Annotated in this window: 18 protein-coding genes; 6 read left to right on the top strand and 12 right to left on the bottom strand. The window is 38.5% G+C overall.

Annotated elements, in window-relative coordinates; genetic code table 11:
• Positions 1 to 353: 353 nt before the first annotated feature.
• The 4 genes from SCALIN_RS06630 to scpB all read left to right on the top strand — a co-directional run bounded on the left by SCALIN_RS06630 (position 354) and on the right by scpB (position 7,186).
• Positions 354 to 3,035, top strand: coding sequence for an AsmA-like C-terminal region-containing protein (locus SCALIN_RS06630; RefSeq protein WP_096893640.1), 2,682 nt, complete (start codon positions 354 to 356; stop codon positions 3,033 to 3,035).
• A 243-nt stretch (positions 3,036 to 3,278) separates the two neighbouring features.
• Positions 3,279 to 5,141 (top strand): ATP-dependent zinc metalloprotease FtsH, encoded by a 1,863-nt coding sequence (gene ftsH / locus SCALIN_RS06625; RefSeq protein WP_096893638.1) that lies wholly within the window; start codon positions 3,279 to 3,281, stop codon positions 5,139 to 5,141.
• A complete protein-coding gene (locus SCALIN_RS06620) occupies positions 5,122 to 6,492 on the top strand; it encodes a trypsin-like peptidase domain-containing protein (protein ID WP_096893636.1) in 1,371 nt (456 codons plus the stop codon). The genes ftsH and SCALIN_RS06620 overlap by 20 nt, the downstream gene beginning before the upstream one ends.
• A 151-nt stretch (positions 6,493 to 6,643) precedes the next feature.
• The gene (gene scpB, locus SCALIN_RS06615) at positions 6,644 to 7,186 is read left to right on the top strand and encodes an SMC-Scp complex subunit ScpB (protein ID WP_096893635.1); all 543 of its coding nucleotides are present in this window, start codon (positions 6,644 to 6,646) and stop codon (positions 7,184 to 7,186) included.
• Positions 7,187 to 7,450: 264 nt separating this feature from the next.
• Here scpB and SCALIN_RS06610 read toward each other — a convergent pair whose 3' ends face one another.
• The 5 genes from SCALIN_RS06610 to SCALIN_RS06590 all read right to left on the bottom strand — a co-directional run bounded on the left by SCALIN_RS06610 (position 7,451) and on the right by SCALIN_RS06590 (position 14,128).
• The gene (locus SCALIN_RS06610) at positions 7,451 to 8,590 is read right to left on the bottom strand and encodes a 4Fe-4S binding protein (protein ID WP_096893633.1); all 1,140 of its coding nucleotides are present in this window, start codon (positions 8,588 to 8,590) and stop codon (positions 7,451 to 7,453) included.
• Positions 8,591 to 8,615: 25 nt separating this feature from the next.
• Positions 8,616 to 9,362, bottom strand: a complete 747-nt coding sequence (locus SCALIN_RS06605) for a TorD/DmsD family molecular chaperone (RefSeq protein ID WP_096893632.1) — start codon at positions 9,360 to 9,362, stop codon at positions 8,616 to 8,618.
• A 126-nt stretch (positions 9,363 to 9,488) separates the two neighbouring features.
• A complete protein-coding gene (locus SCALIN_RS06600) occupies positions 9,489 to 10,121 on the bottom strand; it encodes a 4Fe-4S dicluster domain-containing protein (RefSeq protein ID WP_096893630.1) in 633 nt (210 codons plus the stop codon).
• A gap of 20 nt (positions 10,122 to 10,141) precedes the next feature.
• Entirely contained in the window at positions 10,142 to 13,126 is a 2,985-nt protein-coding gene (locus SCALIN_RS06595) for a molybdopterin-dependent oxidoreductase (protein WP_096893629.1), read from the bottom strand.
• Between the two features lie 57 nt (positions 13,127 to 13,183).
• Positions 13,184 to 14,128, bottom strand: coding sequence for a c-type cytochrome (locus SCALIN_RS06590; protein ID WP_096893627.1), 945 nt, complete (start codon positions 14,126 to 14,128; stop codon positions 13,184 to 13,186).
• A 950-nt stretch (positions 14,129 to 15,078) separates the two neighbouring features.
• Between SCALIN_RS06590 and SCALIN_RS06585 the strand changes: the two genes are divergently transcribed.
• Together SCALIN_RS06585 and SCALIN_RS06580 are read left to right on the top strand one after the other, a co-directional pair.
• Positions 15,079 to 16,896, top strand: coding sequence for a sensor histidine kinase (locus SCALIN_RS06585; protein ID WP_096893625.1), 1,818 nt, complete (start codon positions 15,079 to 15,081; stop codon positions 16,894 to 16,896).
• Positions 16,889 to 17,545 carry a response regulator transcription factor gene (locus SCALIN_RS06580; protein ID WP_096893624.1) on the top strand — a complete coding sequence of 219 codons (657 nt, stop codon included), beginning with the start codon at positions 16,889 to 16,891 and terminating at the stop codon, positions 17,543 to 17,545. Before SCALIN_RS06585 ends, SCALIN_RS06580 begins: the two co-directional genes overlap by 8 nt.
• Positions 17,546 to 17,720: 175 nt before the next feature.
• Here SCALIN_RS06580 and SCALIN_RS06575 read toward each other — a convergent pair whose 3' ends face one another.
• The 7 genes from SCALIN_RS06575 to SCALIN_RS06550 form a co-directional block, all read right to left on the bottom strand.
• On the bottom strand, positions 17,721 to 18,695 hold the full coding sequence (locus SCALIN_RS06575) for a cytochrome-c peroxidase (protein WP_096893723.1): 975 nt from the start codon (positions 18,693 to 18,695) through the stop codon (positions 17,721 to 17,723).
• Between the two features lie 104 nt (positions 18,696 to 18,799).
• Complete coding sequence (rd, locus tag SCALIN_RS06570) at positions 18,800 to 18,961, bottom strand: rubredoxin (RefSeq protein WP_096893622.1); 162 nt, start codon at positions 18,959 to 18,961, stop codon at positions 18,800 to 18,802.
• A gap of 125 nt (positions 18,962 to 19,086) precedes the next feature.
• Positions 19,087 to 19,578 carry a rubrerythrin family protein gene (locus SCALIN_RS06565; RefSeq protein WP_096893621.1) on the bottom strand — a complete coding sequence of 164 codons (492 nt, stop codon included), beginning with the start codon at positions 19,576 to 19,578 and terminating at the stop codon, positions 19,087 to 19,089.
• Positions 19,579 to 19,722: 144 nt separating this feature from the next.
• Positions 19,723 to 21,153, bottom strand: coding sequence for a multiheme c-type cytochrome (locus SCALIN_RS06560; protein WP_096893620.1), 1,431 nt, complete (start codon positions 21,151 to 21,153; stop codon positions 19,723 to 19,725).
• A 110-nt stretch (positions 21,154 to 21,263) separates the two neighbouring features.
• Positions 21,264 to 21,425 (bottom strand): hypothetical protein, encoded by a 162-nt coding sequence (locus tag SCALIN_RS22005; RefSeq protein WP_162532186.1) that lies wholly within the window; start codon positions 21,423 to 21,425, stop codon positions 21,264 to 21,266.
• Positions 21,426 to 21,479: 54 nt separating this feature from the next.
• On the bottom strand, positions 21,480 to 22,229 hold the full coding sequence (locus SCALIN_RS06555; protein ID WP_096893618.1) for a hypothetical protein: 750 nt from the start codon (positions 22,227 to 22,229) through the stop codon (positions 21,480 to 21,482).
• A gap of 621 nt (positions 22,230 to 22,850) precedes the next feature.
• A complete protein-coding gene (locus tag SCALIN_RS06550) occupies positions 22,851 to 23,459 on the bottom strand; it encodes a PEP-CTERM sorting domain-containing protein (protein WP_162532185.1) in 609 nt (202 codons plus the stop codon).
• Positions 23,460 to 23,800: the final 341 nt, after the last annotated feature.

Below are 23,800 nucleotides of genomic sequence, written 5' to 3'. Positions count from 1 at the left end.
TATAATACCCAGAAGTGATGTAAAGCTAAAGAACAGAGCACAGAACACGTTCAACGTTTCACTACATCGGTACAATTTGGGAAAATTCGACTTGTATTGCAAGGTATACAACTTGTGCTATTTGTTGGAATGACAGCTTACAACGTTTAGACGAAATCAATATTCCATTATCACATATTTAACGTTTGAATGACTGCAAACATTCTTTAGTTATGTCCAACCTGTCACTTTCTAACAAACCGCAAAATCTATAATGTTGTAATTAACAGTTAATTTATACTTGAAATAGGTATTAAATGAATGTATCTTTTTATTTTATAGGAATTTAACGAATTTATATATTGGAGTGATTTTTGGTAAAGTCTAAAGCTCTACTGATATTAATTATTGTATTAGCTGTTTTCGGATGTGTCCTTGTAGGTGGATATGTGAAACTTAAAGCCCTTACCTCAGATAAGGCAATTAAATCGAGGGTAACTAGTGCGTTAGAAGATTATACTGGTGGTAAGTTAAACATTGAGAGTGCGCATTTTGACTTTACCAAAGGAATCACCTTAGATAGTATTAATTATGAGGGGAAAGAACCGGAAAAATTACGTATTGAAGTCGAAAAGATTGTTGTCAGATATGAGCCATTGGCATTATTAAGAGGAGAGATTTTAATAAATAGTATCATGATAGTTTCTCCGGAGCTATTTCTACTTAGACAAAAGGGTGCAATATGGAGATTTCTTCATGGTGTTAAAGCATATCTGGATCACGCTAATATCAAGTATCCAACAGATCATTTAAGAGGTGGGGTTATTGTCAAGTCTGCTGATATTCACGTGACTGACAAGGCAGTATTCAAGGATGGCGTTTTAAATATAGAAAACGTCGATTTCTTTGGGCAGCAGCTTGGCGGTTCATTAAGAAATATAAACATTAGAGGTGCTGTTAATGATGGATTCTGGAAGGGGCTGGAGTTTAATATTGATACAAAACTTGCTAATCCTGAACTACGGTTAGAGGCCCGGTTTAAAGACAAGATAATGACTGAGGAACTTATGAAAAAAATACCTGTGATTGGAGAGAGGTTCTGGTATGAATATTCACCTCTAGGGAAGTTTGATATGGATTGTACTCTCAATTTTAATAACAAGGACGACAAGAGGAAACTGGACTACTTATTTGAACTTGATATGATTGATGGTGAGGCAACATACGTTAAATGGCCGTTTCATATAAAGCACGTTAACGGTAAGTTAGAATATTCAAGAGAAGGAGTATTTTTAAGGAGTATTAAAGGGGACATTCAGAATGAGGGACAACAGACTAATGGAGAAATTGATGCATTCTTTGATGCTGGTAATGCGCGAAAAAACATAAAACTGAACATACCGGATTTTAATATTACGGAAACACTTTTGAAAATGGTGCCTGATGTGGGAGAAAAGGTTTGGAACGATTATCATCCAAGTGGCAATATTGACTTAACAATAAATTATAGAAGTAATGAGGACAACTCTATATCAGATTATTCGGTTAAAGCATCATGCAAAGGGATTGAGGCGAAAAATCCCTTCCTTCCTTACGATCTATCCAATATTATTGGATTAATGGAAATGGACGGTAAAAATATCTATCTCAAGAATATGAGTGGTTATCTTTTAAACGGGCCAAAGATTAATCATTCCACGATCGACGGAGTTATAAATCTGAAAAGTAAAGAGAAGAGATTTACGGTTTCAATACCGAATCTGGATATGACAGAAAATCTGGTTAAGAGTATTCCAAAAAAAGGGGAAGCAATATGGTTTAGATATAAACCCACGGGTCAGGTTGATTTTATGCTTGATTATAAGGGATTTGAAGATAGTAGTAAGGATGAGTATATTATTACCGTTGATGGTAAAGGTAATGAAATTGAATACGCTGATTTGTCGATTAAAATGACTGATGTTATTGGTAGAGTGGTAGTCAGTAAAAATGATGTTCAGTTAAAAAACATGCGAGGCTATATTATTAATGGTGATCAACTTGCCCGTACTGTCTGCGATGGTTTATATATACTCAGAAGCAAAGACAAGAAAGTATTATATAATGTATTCGACTTAAGGGTGACTCAAGAGTTTCTGGATAAGTTTACTAAGCAAGTTAAAAGAGATTGGTTTAAGATTGAGCCTGAGGGATGGGTAAGTGTCGTTCTTGACGATGAGATCATTATTAAGGAAGGTAAGGAGAGACAATCTATTATCATTGATGCCAAGGGATGCAAATTTAGACTTATCAATTTTCCTCTTATCGCATCTGATGTAGATGGCAGGATAAGCATTGTAGATGGGCAACTGGCTAGCAGGAAAATAAATGGATCATACTGTGGAGGCAGCATACAGGGTGCGATCGAAGCAGATATTTCCTCGCCGGAAGGAGAGTATTCAGGGGAATTCCATTTTGACAAAGTATCCTTGCCAAAATTGATGGAAAGTTTTGTAAAAGAACAACAGGAGTGGACAGGGGTTTGTGAAGGAGGTGTTGAGTTTGAGGGTATAAATAATAACTTGATGAGTTTTACTGCCCAGGGTAGCGCTAAATTACGAGATGGTCATCTTGCTGAAATACCGGTCTTGTTGAGCATTCTAAAGATTTTGAACCTGTCCGTACCGAAAAAAGAGTCATTTCAAACAGCAGATTTAAAATATTCAGTTAAAAACAAAATCGTAAATATTGAAGAGTTGGAGATATTTAGTGACTCAATAGAGTTGGGTTGTATTGGAACGGTGAAGTTTGACGGTACAATTGATTTGACTGTAGTAGCAGGTTTAAACAGAGAGACTTTTTCTCAGATACCTTTTATTGGTAATTTAATGGATTTTGTAGTTGGTGGTGTCAGAAAAAAATTGACAAAGGTGCAAATTACGGGAACACTCTCAAATCCAGTTACTAAAATGATTGGGTTCAAACCATTTACTGATTCCGTCAAAAGAATTGTTGATGTGCTGGTACATACTAATGATAATACGGAAGAAGCTGGAAAACAGAAGAATGTTAAGTAGGTTTAATGTCGGTACAAAAACAAAAGGCTCCTTACATTAGTGTTGGATAAAGATCAGTTGTACTGAAACAGGGTGATCACGCCCTGCACATTTGTTTGGTATAAATAATTTTTCTGTTAGCGTAGTCAGGGCGCTGTTAAAAATTTGATATGTACTGATGTGCGAATAGTGTATAATAACTCCTTTTCAAACCTTAGGAGGAATATTAAAACCTTTGGTCGACAGAAAGGTTAAGACGTAACCATGGACCAACAAAAAAAAGAACCTACAAAGAAGCAACTCAACTTACCAATATGGTATATTCTCATTGCGGCTTTTCTCTTTATGAGCCTCTCTTCATATATGTTTAACCCTGTAGGTGGAAACATATCCTATAGCGATTTTAAGAGTCTGGTTAGAGATGGAAAAGTTGAATCATGTCAGATTGCATCCAGTGTTATTAAGGGGACCCTCAGGGCGGAAGACTTGAGGTCTGATAAAAAGCAAACCTTTGTTACCGCAAGAGTTGATGATCCTGATCTTGTTAAAGAGCTTGAAGCTCAGGGTGTTCAATATGCAGGAAACTATGAAAATACATGGTTGCAGCAGTTTCTGTTTACATGGATATTACCTATTGGTATTTTCTTTCTCATTTGGCGCTTTATCTTCAAGAAAATGGGGGGGGCAACTGGCAGTATAATGTCATTCGGAAAGAGCAAAGGGAGAGTATACGCTCAGGAAGATTTGAAATTTTCATTTGACGATGTTGCGGGTATAGATGAAGCAAAGGAGGAATTGCAGGAGGTGGTTGAATTCCTTAAAACACCCCATAAATTTACAAACCTGGGAGGGAGAATTCCCAAAGGTGTACTCCTGGTTGGTGCTCCGGGGACAGGTAAAACGCTTCTGGCAAAGGCTGTTGCCGGCGAGGCGAAGGTACCGTTCTTCAGTATCAGTGGTTCCGAGTTTGTTGAGATGTTTGTTGGTGTTGGGGCATCCAGAGTAAGAGATATGTTCGGGCAGGCATCTCAAAAGGCGCCGTGTATAATCTTTATCGACGAGCTTGACGCGATAGGAAAGACAAGAGGTGCGAATCCTGTTGGCGGACATGATGAACGAGAGCAGACTCTGAACCAGCTGCTTGTAGAGATGGATGGTTTTGGCGCTAATACCGGTGTGATAATTATGAGCGCTACCAACCGACCTGAAACACTTGACCCGGCACTACTCAGGCCCGGGCGGTTTGATAGACAGGTTGTTGTTGACAGGCCGGACTTACATGGTAGAGAAGCAATATTAATTATTCACTCAAAAGGTGTAAAACTTGACAAAAATGTGAACCTTAAATCAATTGCTGCGATGACGCCTGGGTTTGTCGGTGCTGATCTGGCGAATATAATAAATGAAGCAGCATTGCTGGCAGCTAGGCGCAGTAAGGAAAAGGTTGGTATGAGTGACATTGAAGAAGCTATTGAGAGGGTCATGGCTGGGCTTGAAAAGAAAAAAAGAGTGATAAACAAGCAGGAGAAAGAAATTGTTGCTTATCATGAATGCGGACACGCGCTGGTAGCGTCATGCTTAACCACTACGGATAAGGTAAAGAAAATATCGATAATTCCAAGAGGTGTTGCCGCGTTAGGCTATACCCTTCAGCTTCCCACTGAAGACAGATATATGATGACAAAATCCGAACTGACAGAACGGATCTGTGTCTTTCTCGGGGGTAGAATTGCAGAGGAAATAATCTTTAACGAGGTTTCAACAGGGGCGCAGAATGATCTTGAGAAGGCATCAGAGATAGCAAGGAGGATGGTGAAATATTACGGCATGAGTGATAAAATTGGCATTGTTACTTTTGAACCAGAAAATAAATCTGCTTACCTCGGTTTTGGTATGGGAGGCAATAAGGAATATAGTGAAGAAACTGCTAGAGACATAGATATAGAGGTTAAGAGGATTATTGATGATACTTATGTAAAAACAAAAAAAATCCTTGAGAACAAGAAGCCAATGCTAATTAGACTGGCAAAAATACTTATTGAAAATGAGGTCATAGAAGAGGATGAGCTAAAGAAGTTTCTCGATAGTGAAAAAGAGGGAAAGACTGATGAAACTAACGTTAACTGATATTCGGTCTTTGTTTAGCGGTAGCCTCTCTTGTTTCGTGGTAATAGGTGTACTCCTGCTTACAAATTCATTTTCCCGTGAAAGTCTCGCAGAAAAAACCCTTTCCGATACTTTTGTGTCCATAGTAAAAGATACAAAAAAATCTGTTGTTACTATCCATACTACTAAAATATCTGAGGATAATACACTAAACAGAGGCTTTAGAATTAAAGGACAGGGGACAGGTGTAATCTATGACAAGAAAGGTTTCATCATTACCAACAAACATGTTGTAAAAAATGCCGGTGAAATTATTATTAGATTGCACGATGAGAGTGAGTATAAAGCAGAAATTGTTGGTACGGATGAAAGGTCTGACATTGTGGTGTTAAGGATAGATGCTGAGAACTTGACACCTGCAGGTTTTGGGAATTCAGACTCGCTGGAATTAGGAGAGATTGTTTTGTCGATTGGTAACTCTTTTGGGCTTGGGCAGACGGTTACAAGCGGAATAATAAGTGCGGAGGGGACATCAAATTTGCAGCTAACGGGTTTTGAGGACTTTATTCAGACAGATGCTACCATTAATCCGAATAGCTATGGCGGGCCGCTTGTAAACCTGAATGGAGAAGTCGTTGGAATAAATACCCTTCCACCAAAACAGACAGTCGGTTATTTTGGAATAAGCCTTGCCATTCCAATAAATGTGGTTAAAAAAGTAACGGAAGATCTGATTCAATATGGAAAGATTACCAGAGGTTGGTTAGGTGTTACTGCTCAACCCGTTACCAGAGAATTACAAAAAGCTCTCGGGCTTAAAAAAAATCTGGGCGCCCTCGTAAGCGATATAGAACCAGGTTCTGCTGCCGCGAATGCCGGAATAAAAAGTGGTGATGTGATAATCAAGTATGATGGCAAAAAGCTAAAAAATATTCTACACCTCAGAAGCCTCGTTAAAGGGACAGAAATCAACAAAGAGGTTAGAATGACCGTAATAAGAGACGGTGTGGAACTGGAATTTACTACCACTATGCTTGAGTCATCAAAAACAGAAACAGAAAATAAGAAGGATTTATTCAGTAATCTGGGGGTGAATGTGCAAAACCTTACCAGCAAACTATCTATCACATTAGGATATGAGGGCGAAGAAGGTATTGTTATCACTAACGTACAGCGGGGAAGTCCCGCATTTAAGGCGGGATTAACAAAAGGTGATCTTATTGTTGAAGTCCAACATAAACCTGTTACAAGTAGCGAAGAGCTTTATCAGGCAATTTTGAAGATCAGGAACGAAGAGGATATATTATTGTTCATTAAACGTCCGGACAAAGCATCCAAATTTATTGTCCTGAAGCAGAAGAAAGGTGTTTGATTTAAATCAGTCACTTGCCAGATTTTTCTGATATTAGCGTAGGGTTGGTGTTACCCATCAGCGTTTAATTATATACATAGTGGTGATGATAGATGTCCACTGTAGCAATAAACAATACATCGTTTACACAATTCATTTATAATCATAATTGATGGAACCACTGGAAAAGAAATCTCCTGATGATGTTAAGAGAATAGTTGAGGCCGTTTTATTTGCTGTTCAAGAACCTATTTCCGCACGCAAACTGAGTGATATTGTTGGCGATACTGATACCAGGGAAATTCAGGAAGTAATTCGACAATTACGCGAGGAATATGACGCTCATGATAGAGTGTTTCAAATTGAAGAGATTGCTAACGGGTTTCAACTGCTCTCCCGACCTGAATACCATGAATGGATATCAAAGATACGTAAAAAGAGTAGCGAAAGCAAACTTTCACAACAAGCCCTGGAAACCCTGTCAATCATCGCTTACAAACAACCTATTATACGGGCCGATATTGAAGCAATTCGGGGTGTTCAATCCGGTCAGATGATTAGGACACTGATTGAAAGAGGCCTTGTAAAGATTACCGGGCGTGATGAAGTACTCGGACGTCCACTCCTCTATGGGACAACTACAAAGTTCCTGAACCATTTTGGTCTGAAATCAACTAAAGACCTTCCCAAAGTAGAAGACCTGGAGATGCCGTAAATCTGAACTTGGCAGTCCATGATCACACTATGCAGGAGCTGCATCTTGCTTACAACGATGTTCGGCTCAGTTTTCCATAAAACGTGCGAGTGAGTGTTCTATAATATATATATCACACAGAGAACAAGGCACATACTCAATCTTATTATAGATCAATAAAATTCGTCTCTGAAAATCCAATAAAAATTAGGCAAAACATCCCCCTGCTGAGAAATTATTATAAGATGAATATTTTCGAGAGATACCTGTTTATATTTGATATAGTTACCCATATCGTTTCCTACACGTTGAACATCGTGTTCTTTGCTCATTAGCTATTTTTTCTCCACAAATAGTACAGGAGACCAGTTTGATTCTGGCAATCACCTCACTTTTTTCTCCAAGAATATCTTCAATGTCAATATTTGTTTCAAAATCGATAGCATTTTGGGGACATGCTTCCTTGCAGAGTGTACAGTTGTTACATAATGAAGTATTTACATATAAGGATAGGAAGTCATTTTCCCTTTTTTTAGTGATTGCTCCTGTTGGGCAGAGAGAAATGCAGGCGCCGCATGCAGAACATCCTTTTTCGTCAACTTTTATCTTTCCAAATGATAACTCTGGCTTGTATTTAATGACCGTCTTGTTTTCATAACTATTTTGTCTGAGGATCATCTTGAGTAATTTCATTTGAGGTGAAGGCCGTTTCCTCCCCTTACTCACAATAGAGTTATTCAACTTTTCCTTAATCGTAGTTTCAGTGCGGTGGACAAAGGATGCAGTACCGTTTTTTATCTTATCGGAAAGCATTGAAAAAAGATCTCTTCTACTTAAGACCGCTTGCTTACACTTTTCTTTTTCCTCTATTTTTATTGCAAATCGTGTAACCCCTTTACTCTCCAGCAACATCTGAGAAGTGGTAAGAACGTTTTTAATCAATTTTTCTCCCAGGTGATAATGGCACTGAGAACAATTACCCTTTGTTAAAACGATTTTATCAAATCCCATAAGAGCAGTACCAAGAATAATGTTTGGCGTTATTCTTCCCAGACAATGAAGAAAAAGAGAATTTCTGTCCTGCTTGTCTGCACGGTGACAGTGAAAAAACAGGAGTTTCCTGCCTCCTGGATATAGAATCCTATTTTTTTTGTAAATGGCTTCCGCCTTACTTAACAGGTTACGATCGGAAGAAAGTTCATTCTGAAATACCTCTGTAGGACAAACGGCCTGGCATAGGCCGCAGTCAGTACAGCCGTCCTTTATGTTTGGGCCCGGGTTTAAAGATATGGCATCCTGAGGGCAGATATTTACGCATCTGCTGCAGGTGCTTTTTTTGTAAAGGACACGTTTACATAAATCCTGTAAGGCAGATGTCTTGTGGTCATCAGCCAGTACTTCCTTTAAGATTATTCCTGTACTCATTCTTTCCCCTGAACTGTTCGATATTTTATGGAGTTTTCATTTCCGGTTTACAAATTTCTGAATTTGCAATTGCTAAAAGAAAAGCTGTATCTTGACTAAGAAATTTTTCGATAATTATGGTGAGGCCACAATAAAGTTGGCTTCTTGAGTTTATCTGGATAGATTTGCTGAGTTGAGGAAACCATTCATTTAGATGTTCTTGTAGAAACTTAATCTCGATTTTACGATATCTGATAATATCCGTTACTTCTCTTTTTGCTTGATCATAAAATGTTTCCCCTTCCTGATTGGCAATCACCTCAACTTCCATTTCACACAAGAAACACATAAATGATAACTCAACTCCAATGTGTGTAGGCAATTCCTTGCACGTCCTTTCCATCTTCGCTCCTGATGACCGGTATATCTTTTTTACTGCAATGGCATATTCTCCTAGTAGAGGACCTCTTGCTTGCTGGTCTTTGCCCATTTTTCCACGATAAACGTCCTCAAACGGGGCGACATATCGACCTGTAGGCACTGCAAAGAGATCCAAATATTCCTGTTTGATAGATAAAAGATCTTTATCGATATCCACGGTAGCAGCAAATTCCCTTAAAACCTCTACAGCATTTCCACCAAATAATACAGAAAGTTCATCTATAGTCTCTTTTGACACGATGTAAAGCAGAAAGTCTTTACTGGGAGGAAGCAAGTAAACAGAAGAGAGAAATCTATACATATCCCTTCTCGCCTTAGCGTCCTGAGTTGCAACACTCGTATTCATTTTCATACCATCAACTCCTTTATTGGTAAACGAAACTTCCTGGATTTATGAAACAAATTTTTCTGTATGTTGATAATTATGATAAAATTCGTTATCGTAACGAAAGGTATTATCTTAACCATTGTTTCTTTCTTATCGTTGTCCGGTCTCGAACTTTACATGGGGAGTTGTAAGTGAAGGATCGGCAAAACCATCAGGTGCATTCATCCCCGACTCATTAGGATCAAAATCTTCCACAAGATGAAGCGCGTTTCCCACGCAGGAAGTTACACACGCTGGCTCAAACCCTGTGCGATCACCGTTTTGATCATACAAACGGTGAAAACAGAAGGTGCATTTCTCTACCTTTAAGGAATTCGAGTTGAATTGTGGTGCACCATAAGGACAAGATTGTGTACAGTTCTTGCAACCTATACAAAAGTCCTGGTTAATCAGCACAATGCCGTCTTCGTTTCTCTTGATGATAGCATTACCAGGGTCCTCGAAGTTGTCAGGATCTGATTTTGGGCATGAAGTGAGACAACCCGGGTGTTGGCAGTGATTACAGGCACTCGTAATGAATTCCAGTTTGGGATTGGGATAGACCCCACTCTCCTTCTTGACAACCCAACGGTAACTCACGTGGTCTGGAAGGACACCATTCCCGTTTTTAAAGGGCATCGGTGATTCTAATGGAGTCGTATTATTTTCTGACTTACATGCAATGGTGCATGTATCACACCCCGTACATTTATCCAAATCTATTAACCAACCTAGTTGTGACATTTTCGTCTCCTCCTGATTTATTAAACTTTTATTATAGTAACTGATGTATTAAAAAACGAACAGCTAGCCCCAATAGGTTCTTGAAGGCTTACGTTAGGATATTGATTGTCTGTTCTCATTATCTGTGTAGGTTGAATACCCGCTCCTCGACTTGGATCGTGTCCCGTAGGCTCACCATCGATTACCATTGAACGGGAAGATTGCTCCCAGTGACCGTAATGATGTGAGATACCAACTACTCCAGGCATCAATCCCTGTGTTACCTTTGCCTTTCCTTCAATACCATTAGGATTAGAAGCAGAGGAAACGTTCACCATATCTCCTGTTTCAATGCCTAGTGCGTCAGCATCTTCTGCATTAATCTCTACGAAATTTTCTGGTGCCATAAGCATAAGCCAGGGGTTAACATTTGTCCTGGCTTGTCCGTGATGCACAGTTTTGTATGTAATGAGATTGTAGGGATAGTTGGGATCACTAACAGCGTTCCCGTTAGAGTGTGTAATCGGAAGATATTGAGGTACTCCAGAATAATAAACTCCTTTAACCGAATCAATTGTACGTGCAATGGGATCATTAAAGGTCCGAATGATATTGCCATACTGATACGTTAATTTATCGCCAGTGTATTCATCTCCAGGATTGTCGAAGACACCACCTTTAGAGATAATTTCTTCAGTTGATACTCCAGTATTAAATTCCATGTTCTGCAGGAGAGCCTTTGCCCAATCCAAACTGTTATTAAGGTTTCCGACAGGATCTCCATTATCGTTTAGAAGAGCATCCGCACCTACACCTGGGAGCCCAAGTTCTTTGGCCAAGCCGATCTGAATATCCAAAACTGATTTGGTTTCGGGTAATACCGGTGTATAATCAGAACCAAGTGGGATTGTGTTTCCAATACCACCACTATCACCTATTGGTGAACCATCAAACTTTCCAACAACAGGCCTTTGAAAGGAGGTTCCTTTGTTCACTCTCCATGGTATACCAGGCACTGAGAATTTTTCCAAATATGTACTATCAGGAAGGACATAATCAGCCCATGCTGCTACCTCACCCATTACGGGACTGATGGATACTAGCAGAGGGAGCTTAGTTTCATCTGCCATGGTTTCCTCCCATACCTTTCTAAGAGCCGGAACAGAGTATGGCATAGCATTCCAGTATGTGATCAACACCTTAATCGCGTAAGGATATTGATCTTGTATGCTGGGGATTACCTCCTGGTAATTACCATGCGTTCCGAATGGGAACCAGGGTCGCGCAGCTGGGTATCCAGTAAAGAGGTTTCCGGTTTCGCTCTGATTATAAAATGTTTTAGCCCTGTCGATCCGTATTCCTTCATGTCCGGGATCTCCTGCAACCTTGCTCAGGTTTACAACTCCTGATTTATGGCTCCATCCTCCGGCTCCTGCTGTGCATCCTCCCTTAAAATCATAGTTTCCTATCAGGGTGTTCAAATGTTGAATAGCTAGTTGGTTATAGAGACCGTTAGTGTGCTTTATTGGGCCACGGTAAGTCATTGCCACCGCTTTTTTCCCATGACTGACAAACTCCATTGCAAGGTTTGAAATGGTACCGGGTTGTACCCCACAGATGCTTTCGTATTCACTGATTCCCTTACTCATTGCTGATTCTTTTAGAAGTCTGAAAGCAGATTTCACTACTACTTCGACTCCGTCTAGAGACATGGTATCTTCAACATCTAATTCTCCGTGTTTGATATCATTAAAACCCCTTAATATACCTTCAGACCAGACTACGTAATCATTGTCTAAGACTGTTGTTCCATTCGAAATTCCTGCTTCCTTTGCATTAATATAACGTTGGAACGGTTTGCCATTATCATCTGTAAAGTACCCCACAAGGTATGTTGAATCCGTCCAAGTTGGAATACCATCTTCTGCTGCCGCATCGCTATTGGTATTTTTCAGATAAAGAATATCATATCTTTGTAAATCAATAATCGATCTCATTATTCCCATAGCAAGGGCAGCGTCAGTACCCGGTTTAATTGGCACCCACTGGTCGGCCTTGGCAGCTGTATTGTTATATCGTGGGTCCACCACGACATATTTTCCTCCGTTTCTTTTAAATTGCATCAGGTTTCTCGCCATACCGACCATGGGGAAGCCAGCCTCTAGAGCATTTGATCCAAAGTAGATGATGTATTCTGCCCCCAGGATATCTGCCTGCCAACCTTCAGTTCTTCCTGCACCCATACTATTTTTGCTTCCATTGGGATCCCACGTAATCAACTCATTTGCTACATGTCGAGTCGATTCACAAACTGAGGTATGGCTGAGACCGTAATTGATCGTGCCCCAGCCGTGCTTCCAGATCCTTTCACTCATCTCTTTTTCTACGCTTCGACCTGGTGAAAATGCGAGTTGATTCCTTTTTTTGCCCAATTCAGGGATGGTCTGATCAATAGGATCATCTCTTTCTTCAGGAGGGATAAGCTCATTAATTCTTCCCGCTATCTCAGAAAAGGCTTGTTCCCAACTAATAGTCTCCCACTGCCCGGAATTCCTGGGCCCAACTCTCCTTAATGGTTTTTGGATCCTGAATGGATCATAAACCGTCTGTATTCCAGCCTGCCCCTTAAGACAAACGCGTCCCAGATGATTTACTGCATTATCAGTAGATGTATTGTACGGTAATCTATCCGGATTATTATTTTCGTCAACATCTCGATTGTTAGGGTGATAAGGATTACCATCAATCTTTACTAAAACGCCTTCCTTTACCTTGGCCCTGATACCACATCGGCTGTGACACATCTGGCAGACGCTGTAAATGATATCATCAGCAGTTTCGAGATCATCTGGACAGTTTTCTCCAGTCTCAAACGGTTGGTTTATGTTTACGCATTCAGCTTTAGCCCTGGATTTTGAGAAAACCTGGTTAGCCACCGTTGCTGATGCCAGTGCTCCGCTAACCTTTATGAAAGTACGACGGTTTACGGATGAATTGAGCAAATTATCTTCTCTCTCTTTCTTCATATTCAATTTGCCTCCTTTTCGATAAGTTATTAGTTCTTGTAATGCTTAGCTTCAATATTAATCATCACTACTGTCATTATCGCCACCTTCAACATTTGCGAGTGCGTTAGCTATTGCTCTGACCTGTGATGGCGAGAGTTCATCAAGAGGTTTCATCCCTCCCTTGTCTTCTCTTATTTTTTCCCGAATTTCCTTTGATTTCTTACCTTTAACTTCAGAGTTTGACAGATCATTATGACAAAATGCGCAGGTTAGTTCATAAAGTATCTCACCATCGGTTATAGATGTCTGATAATACCTCTTCGCCTCACCAAAATCATCACCATGACACACAGCACAAAGATCGGCTTTGACCTGTTTTCTCAGGTTCCCTGCAGACCCTTGGACTAAATCTACATTACGGTGACACCACCCACATTTTTCATTATCCTTTTCCCCTGGAGTTTCTAAAAGCATGGATGTGTGAGCAGTCAGTATTGAAGGAACCAGGCTCTCCTCAACGAGGATTGCAACATGGCAGCTAGTACAGTTTTTATCATACTGCGGGGAATTCCTGTCATGTAAGGATATGAGATTTTTATCATCACCGTTACCACCATCATTACCTCCACCATCACTACAAGTTATCGGTGCATTTTTAACATCTTTTGAAACTTTCATACCCTCCACTTCTGCAAGTACCTTGCATGGAACATCCGGTTCGGAAATAGGACTAAACTTAAACTTAATTGTTTCATCCCTACCTCTTTTTTCTGCAAGGAATTCACCTGTTATATCATCAAATAAACTAACTGTATGCCTTCTCCATCTTCTCTCCTCTATTATCTTAACCTCAACTTGAAGCTCATTATCTTCAGATTTGTATTCTGCTTTTTCAATCTTTACTGATTCGATAGCAAATACAATATTTGAAACTAAAATAATAGATAATGTAATAATACTTGTTAAAATAAGTCGTAATTTACAACTTTCAAAAAATAACAACTTCAACACAGTATCCATGTTTTTCTCCTCCAATATCTGAAATTGGCTAAGTTAAAATATTGTTCCTGCTTTTCTTCTTAAGTATTACTAAAAAAGCATGCTAAACTTTTGTTTCTTTAAATGGGTAATAAATATAGACTCATAAGAGCAAGTCCAGCAATTAACTTACTAAAGTATTTACTTACATTCATCACTCTAATTACCTCCTAACCGTTCTAATCTCACACTACTAAAGTAATAGGATCGCAATATATATGCCAAAGATGACCTATCGAGTTATCCATCAGATTCAAACGGGTTTAGAATATTGTATGGTATTTAAAGAAATTATTTTGAAGGGTTTTCCATACAGTATAAAATGATATACAAGATTCACAGATGCCTAACGTCTTTTAAATGCTATGTTATTTGTAGATTATTTCATACAACTTGTGCCAGCATATGCTGTTGTGGTAGTAGTAGTAACAAAGAGGAGCAATATACTCAATAAAACACTTTTGACCAATACGGCCCTCATTCTATTTCTCATAATAATGGTTATTTTTTTCTAATATGTTATAAACAAATACCCTTGATAAATTATTTTTATAAATAATTTATCAAGGGTATTTTGAATTAAAAATTAAATAAACGAATATTATTCGTAAGATTTTTTTTTGTAAAAATAAGAGAGATCTCTTATTTATAGCTGCTAAGTTTTTAATGATCATAATGTTAGCATTATGAATGCACTGTCTTTATCAAAGTGAAAATCGTATTGTTTATTTTGGCAATATGAAAAACTTACGAATCTAAGAAAAAGAAATGAAAATAGTCGTAAATTGTATCGCTATACATATTGGCGGTAGTAAGAAACAAGCCTGAATTTATTGTTTTAGGGGGGAAATAAGGTAATATACCTACATATAAATAATAAATTATATTAGTGTAAGTAATTTAAATATGAAAGATACTATTAATTCGCGGCTATGAAGATAAGAAATAAGTTAATCATTGTATTGCTCATGTTCTCGATTATTCCAGTTACTACCCTTTTAATATTTGAAATAAAAAGGGACCAGGAAACTTTGGAGAAGCAAATTGGTGTAAGTTCACTCGAATTTACTCGTTTAGCAATGATGAGGATAAATGAATATCTATATTTCAAATATGTAGATGTTCAAAAGTGGGTAAATAATATAAATCAAGAGGGCATCTCTGCAGGTGATGACGATGCCAGTATCTCTAACTATTTAAAGAAACTAGTAGAAAGTTATGATGAATATCATTATATCATCTGCCTGAATAAAGAAGGAAGGATTGTAGCGTCAAGTGATGTTGAGTTGATGAATATGGACATTGAGCCTGGCATGGAAATCCAGAAGTTGCTAAATGGAAAACTGATTATTCAGGATGTATCATTCAATAAAATGGCAGGAGGATATGCCGTTGTCATTTCAGTCCCAATCAGAGATACTGACGAACAAACCAGGATCGTCGGTGTAATTTCGGCTGCGCTGAGATGGAATAAAGTAAATAAAATGATTGCTTCTTTGGAGATAAAGGGGAAAAAACAAGATTTAGCTAATCATTTCATGCTTACTAATGAAGACGGGCTTGTAATATCTTGTTTTGATAATAAACAAATGTTTGCAACTAATCTGATCAGCATAGGGCTAAAATCAGCGAAAAACGCACAAGAACACAAGGAAGGCTCAATTGTTGAAACTTCTGAACATGGTCTTTCTTCATTCTCCACTTATACTTATATGAAGAAATATAATGAGATGCCACTCGTAAATTGGCGTTTAATTCTCTACCAAGACTCTGAGCGTGTCTTTGAGCCAGTTTACTCCCTGGAGAAGCCGATTTTATATATATTACCAACTACTATAGTATTTTTAATCATTATTTCATACTACTTAGCTAATAGAATTAGTAAGCCTATTCTTTCCCTTGCCTTAATGGCTCAGGATATTGGTAAAGGCGATTTATCTAAAAAAATAAATGTCAACAGTAAAGATGAAATTGCCTATCTGGCTGATTCATTTAACAAAATGCGTGTTGCGCTTAGTAGGTCATTTACAAATATTGAAAGACACAAGAAAGAACTTCAGCAACTTTCCAAAAGAATTGTAATAGTTCAGGAAGAAGAACGTAAAAATCTATCCCGAGAATTGCATGATGACGCGGGACAGGCGCTTACGGCCATGAAAATTAATGTTGAGATGATGGAGAAGGAAATTCCTGATAGTAACGTAAGTGTCAGGAGAAGACTTGCTGATACAAAACAACTTTTATCACATACTTTGCAGGAAATCCGAACACTTGCATTTGAACTCAGACCCTCTTTACTAGACGATTTTGGTGTCCAGTCTGCAATAAAAGAATATACAAAAGGATATTCTGAGAGAACTAAGATAGATGTACAGGTTTTAGGCAAAAAAATTGTTAAAAGATTTCCTTCTGAGATAGACATACTCTTATATCGTTGTGTACAGGAAGCTTTGAACAACGTGGTAAAACATTCTAAGGCAACAAAAGTGACAATAGAAATAATAGCGGATAAGGAAGAAATCCATATGAGGGTTAAAGATAACGGTTATGGTTTTGATGTAAAAGAAGTTTTGGAGGAAAATAAAAAAAGCACAAGCATCGGTTTATTCGGTATGAAGGAAAGAGTAGCACTTTTGAATGGAAGTTTAAAAATATATTCGGAAAGAAAGAAAGGCACAGAATTAGCTATACTTATACCTTTTAAAACTAATAAAGAAAATAGTGTTTTTGAGGGAGGGAGGGATGTCTAAAATTAGAGTATTACTTGCTGATGATCATACGATAGTAAGGCAGGGCTTAATAGCTCTTCTGGATTCTCACGAAGATATCGAGATAGTAGGAGAGGCGGAAAATGGCAGGCAGGCTTTTGAAAAGACGAAACAAATGATTCCGGATATAGTAGTGCTTGACATCACCATGCCAAATCTTAATGGAATTGAGGCAACACGTAAGATTAAGAAACTAAATCCAGAAATTAAAGTTATAGTTCTAACTATGCATGATAATGAAGAGTATGTATATCAGCTCCTCCAGGCAGGTGCTTCAGGATATTTACTCAAAGAGTCAGCAGTATCAGATCTGGTTTCAGCCATAAATGCAGTAAAAAAAGGAGATATTTTTTTAAGCCCTAAAATATCTAAAGTAGTTGTTAAAGATTATATAAAACACACCGAGAGAGAATCAAAAGCATTTGATAGCCTGAATATGCTTACTAGTCGTGAACGTGAGGTACTACAGTTAATTGCGGAAGGATACACAAATAAAGAGGTCGCTCGTCTTCTAAAATTAAGTATAAAGACAGTTGATATTCATAGAGCTCACATAAAAGAAAAACTCCAAATACGAGACACAGCAGGTCTCGTAAAATATTCCATTAGACATGGTCTTATCAAGTTTTAATATTTATATATGTGACCGCGTTATCCTGAGAATCTCCCCTGTGATAGTGAGATTGAATCTATAGATCTTTTGAAATGGCGTGGAAAGAGAACAAAAATTCTAACTTTATCTGGTATGAAAAGTAGGAGAAACACCAGTCCCATGCATTATAACCCTGTTTATCAAAAGCACGAAATCAATTGCGGTTTGGTTGCGGAGTAGTTGCTGTTGAGGGTGGTAGAATAGGAAGAGCTATTGATGGCTGCTCACCCGTTAAGGTTCTCAGGAACGCAACTATTTTGCTTGTTTCATTATCAGTAAGTATTGCTCCCAGTTGATATTCGGCCATAATTTTAACCGCTTCATCCAGATCCCATGTGCTTGCATCGTGGAAATAGGGAGCCGTCAGCTCTATATTTCTCAGCAGGGGAACCTTGAATACGTATTTATCTTCCTCTTTTTTTGTCACATTGTATCTGCCAAGAGTATGAGTATCTTTGTCATACGGTTTTATATTGCCAAATTTGCGATAAGAGTTTCCCCCTACACCAACACCATTATGACAGAATATGCAACCTTTGTTCTTAAATAGATCATATCCTTCCTTCTCAAATTCAGAAATGGTTTCTTCATAGCCATTCAGCCAATGATCAAATCTTGAGTTCGGTGTGGTTAAGGTCTCTTCAAATGCTGCTAGAGCATCAGTAACACGGTCAACATTAATTTCTTCTCCACCGTATACTTGTTTAAACCATTGCACATACTCCGGTATAGACTGCAATACGTTTACTGCTAACTCATGGTTTGAACCCATTTCAATAGGATTGGCTATGGGACCACCTGCCTGTTCTTTTAAGTCTTTCGCACGGCCATCCCAGAATTGTGCCAGATTGAACTTTGCATTCAGTACGGTAGGTGAATTTATCGGACCAAAAAACCATTTATGTCCGATAGAGCTTGGCAAATTATCTGCACCACCAGTTGAGAGGTTATGACAGGAGTTGCAGGTTATCCCGCCAGATTTGGACAATCTGGGTTCAAAAAATAATTTCTTTCCTAATTCGACTTTTGCCTTATCGTAGTAATAGTTTATTGGAATTGGTTTGATAAGTTCTTTTGAACGTTCTGAATCAGATTCCACGAGCATACTTCTGCCTCTACCGTAAGTCATATCAACCCTGCCCCCGGCAGTAGTAAATGATTGTATCGCAACATTCACAAAGACAAGAGCAAATAAACAGCTAATCGCATTAAATTTATTTATATTCATTATGATTAATCTGCTTTCTTAAATAGACTTTTTTTTGCACCACATTCAGGGCATACCCAATCATCAGGCAGATCCTCAAATTTAGTACCGGCCGCTATTCCTGCATTAGGATCACCTTCTTCAGGATCATAAACATGGCCACACATTTTACAAACATATTTTATCATTTTTCGATCTCCTTGTTAACTCGGCAATTATTTAGATGCTACCTATAAAGGCATAACACATTATTTCACAATCAGATAATCTGACAATAATATTACGTATTTAATTGCCCGGTTAATATAATAAATTAACTGATTTTCATAAACTGTGTACCTGATGCTCCACAAATGGGGCATTTGTCGGGTGCGCTGTTTTCCACTGTATTTCCACAGATTGGACAGACATAATAATCAACGTTTTCATTCTTTCCAAGATTATCAAGAGCTTTTTGATAAAGATCTGCATGGATACTCTCAACCTTATTGGCAAATTCAAAACTCTGCAGGGCTTTATTATCTCCCTCTTTCTTTGCCTCTTCAATCATTTCAGGATACATTTTTGTAAACTCGTGTGTTTCACCGCCTATTGCCTCCTGAAGATTATCTTTAGTACTTTTGATACCTCCCATTACTCGCAAATGTTTATGTGCATGTACCGTTTCCGCCTCGGCTGCGGCACGAAAAAGTTTTGCCACTTGACCAAATCCCTCATCTTCTGCCTTTTTGGCAAAGGCCAGGTATTTTCTGTTTGCTTGTGACTCACCGGCAAAAGCGTCTTCTAAATTATCCATTGTTGACATGCTGTTTCTCCCTGACTTTTATTTAATTAAAAAAATTATCACTAAAAAAAATTATATGAACCATGCTTTTACATCTTTTAATTATTAATTCTAAAAAACACTATGAAACAAATACTTTCTTATTTGAGGAATGACCGGCAAGCCTCACAGGCTGAGTTCCTTTGTCAATTCCGTCATATTAATTATGGGGAGTTCAATTGACTTTTCACCCAAAAGATCATTCACAAGATACTGCGGAGCACTACGATAATTCAAAACAGCCTTTATCTTTAATGGAAGCTTAATATCTTCCGGGATTAATAAAGAGAATTGTTCTTCCTTCTTTCCTTTTGGAGGAACTCGATTGTCTGAGATGATGTGTGTCGCCTCCCAGACATGTACGGTCGGTTCTCCATGTTCATTTCCAAATACTGTGTGATATATCGTCGCCACTGAATCAATATTTCCTTTGCTATCCACTCCACCACGCTTAAACAGAAGGCTTCCGGCAGAATCAGTTATAGAAACCTCTAACCACATTTGCCGTAACTCTGTCAGACCGGTAGGCAGATAATGTCCTGCTCCAGTATTTTTAATGTCTACCTGAAATTGTAGTAAGCCGCCTTTTTTGACATCTGGATTTACATGAACTTCAAGTGTTGCTGCATTCTTTAACCTATCAATAGCCATCTGAGGCTGCACCTCTGAGTTTGGTGGCAGAGAGATGTGGGCAGCGCTTCCGCCTACAAAATAGTGAGTCCATATATGTGGCCTCTCTTTGCCTCCCATTATTTCCGGAGAAGCAAACCCAGGGTTATCAGGACGTTCAGTACTTCCTGTGGAGGGAAAGCCGGGACGCTGTCTCATGTGGCAGTCCTGGCAATGTACAGAGGTCTCTGGATCACCGGTATTATACGGACCTTGTCTCCATTCGGTGTAAGTTTGTTCTATAGGAAGATCATTTCCCGCATGTGATACATCGTGGCAACCTCCACAGAATTCTGAGCGTGTGTGTAACTCGGAAAATTGACTTTTGTGTATCGTATCAGGACAGTCATCAAACGGCCCATACTTGGTGCCTCCCTCCATTGCAACCGCATTACCGGGACTTAAAATGTACGGCGCGTTACCGATTCCTGTTGTTGCTCTTACAGAATGGCAGAAATCACATACAACACCTCCCTTTTCATCATCCAGAGGAAGGTCTGTTTCTCCTGCACTGTGTCCAATAGGATGGTGGCAGCGGACACATGATTCTATGGTTTGTTTTTGTGACTCTCCTTTGGCTGTTTCTTTACCCAGATTATAAACCGCCTGAAATAATGGGTTTTTCCAGGCATTCGCATGAGTTGAACCACTCCACATCTTAAAGATTTCAGGATGACAGGCTCCGCAGGCAGTTGGACTGAAGAACTGGCTTTTCTTGACGTCTCCCGGTATCGTTATGGGTTCATCAACAATATTTTCAGGTCTCGTTTCTGGTGGAAGTTTCCATGTCGGTGCCCAATCACTGGGGTTGCTTCCCAGAGAAACTTTTGTAAATAAGAAAAATGTGGCAAACAAGCAGCCTGTTATAATCCTTAAGTTAAAACGCATAGTATTATATCCTTTCGCAGAAAAAAACACATTTATACAGTTTCTGATAGTTAAACTATTTTCATCGTTATTGATAGTACTTTAACTTATGATGGGAATGTTTTGTAATCTCACCTGCCCGCGTTCATTGTACCAACTTCAAAGTTAGAGTTTGCCCACCTCAAACCACATCTTACCAGCACAATCCTGATGCCTAAGTTCCCTTGAGCAAGATACTCAATCATTTTACGATATTCTTCTATTACAAATTCAAGAAGCTCAGAATAGTCCATTTATCGACTATTCATTTGATAGGCTTTAGCATAACTCTTGGGTAGTAATCAGCATTATTGTGACTTCTGCACAATGGGGGTTGGGTTAGGATCAAACGGGTTTAATCTCATTGAGATAGAAAACAGAAATGGATAACTGACTATTAAGTGCTCCATGTGCTTCAGCCACAGCAGGGCAAGCTGTCCATATACTCTTTTCGTGTCACCATGGAGGTGATCTTGGTCTTCACTAGGCAAACAATCTACATCCATACGAGCCTCGAATTCCTCAGCCATATGAAACACAGCCCATAACAAGTCTGTAAAAAATTCGTGTTCTAGTAGATTTGGATTCTCCAACAATCTCAAGAGATAATCCCTCTTCGCTACAAGAAATACCTTTAAAGCCTCCCAATCGGGCATCTCCTGCTCAATGCTAAAATCATGTTTCCTCAAATACTTACAGACCCTTGCGAATCTTATTTCAGCAGTGTCTCCCTTGAAGGCCAACTCTCGTTGTATTCTTTCTATTTGAGGATCCCACTTGGACAGAATTTCCAAAAGCTTCATTCCGACTTCGCTGAAAAATGCCCCTATGATAATGTTCATGTGTTTCTGCCGAGCCTTTTTTTCTCGGTCTTCAAGTACACGATGGATGATCAAAGATACCATAAGAACTTCAATGAATACAAAGGCGATGTCTCCAATCAAGAATATAAATATATGATGAGAATCCTTGAAAATGAAGTAATGCAAAACATAGAAAAAAGCAGACAACGCAATCAGCATTGCACCCAGCATAATATACCAACTTAATCGATTCATAATATAAACTTATTATATACTAACAATCAGTAAGTTACCCAACAAATAATTGATATATTTATAGATGGCACAAATCGATATATCATCTATAAATCAAATACTTTATCATGCTTTGTAAATTACTCATTCCTAATAGTTCAAAAGTCCTTTCTTGATTATATTGTTAGTTGTAAGTCGAGTTTACTTCATATTCAATAGCGTTATCTTTACTTTAAGCACTTTAATATATTAAATCGCAAGGAATCTGATTTTTGGCTTCATACGTAATTTCGTTAAGTAAAATTCCCAGTACGGCAAACTCACTCTGTTGAAATTTAGTTTAGGATGGACAATCAATAAAAAAACACCTACATCCATCAGCTAATGAAAAATGTAGGTGTCTGTATAATGAATCAATATTGGTAAATAATTGGTTAGATAAACATTACAAGTAAAATGTCCAGCTTTTATAGGCACGCAGGGTAATTGTGATTATCATATCCATGTCTGTTAACTCGACGGAGTTAACAATAGAATCAAAGCAGTGAAATGAAAGCCTATGGTTTTTAGACGGCTGGTACTTTTTTTACAAATTATACAAACAAACCTTCTCGAACTAATTTGGCAATGATCGGCAATCAACTATCTGGCTTTTATTAACCACTCCTTTTTCCACCTTCTTCTTACGCCATAACCTACTATCCCGGCAAGTCCTATTCCTAATAAGGCATTTGTTGCCGGCTCGGGTACCGATTCAACAGCAGCAACATTAACAGAACCAGTTTGATTTAGTGTAAAGAACAAGTTTGCGTTGCTGACAGATGTTTGTGTGTACCCAAACTGCTCGAATGTCGGAGTGGTCGCAAAATCATTGATATAGAGCCAGAAATCATCGGTCGAAGGGCTGAATTGGATAACATCCGAACCAGACGAGAGACCACCCACCCTTAAACTACCAGCAGGAAATGTTCCGGCCACTGGGTCATAAGAGAAGGAAATCATCGAACCCAACGCAATATTCAGACTATTCAAAGCGATGTCGGCTGTATTGTTCGTCACTGCCACTGTTGGATCGAGTGTGACCGTAAAATTACCTGAGACAGGATCTGTAGGCGCTGGATCTGGTCCCGCCCCAATCTGGAAAGTATTGGCACTGAAAGAAACATCATACGTTATCTGCGTAGCATTAGCAGATACGGCCACCAGTAATAAAAACACCAATGCAACCGAAAAATAAATCGATCGTCTCATTCCTTTATTTTGTCCGTCACTCGGCATGGTAACCCGTTTACATATACAAGGTAACTTCTGAAAAGTTTTCATGAGTTTCCCTCCTTTAATTTAATCATATAATGTAAAAGTATATTAACGTTTAAGCTTCGTATTGATTACTAATGTATCTCAAAATTATACAACAATCATTAAACTACTAACAGCAACTCAAGAAAATATGGTGTTTTATAATGTAATTGTTTTATAATCTAACGTAAAATGGCTTGATTTGTCAAGACTATTTTCTACTATTTTTAGATGCATTAGTTAATAATCAGTGCAAGAGAAAAATTGTAACGGAAGAGGGTCAGTATGGCAAC

The organism is Candidatus Scalindua japonica (assembly GCF_002443295.1).
GTDB classification, from domain to species: domain Bacteria; phylum Planctomycetota; class Brocadiia; order Brocadiales; family Scalinduaceae; genus Scalindua; species Scalindua japonica.
Note: the sequence above shows the minus strand (reverse complement) of the source record. Positions and strands in the feature narration are given on the sequence as shown.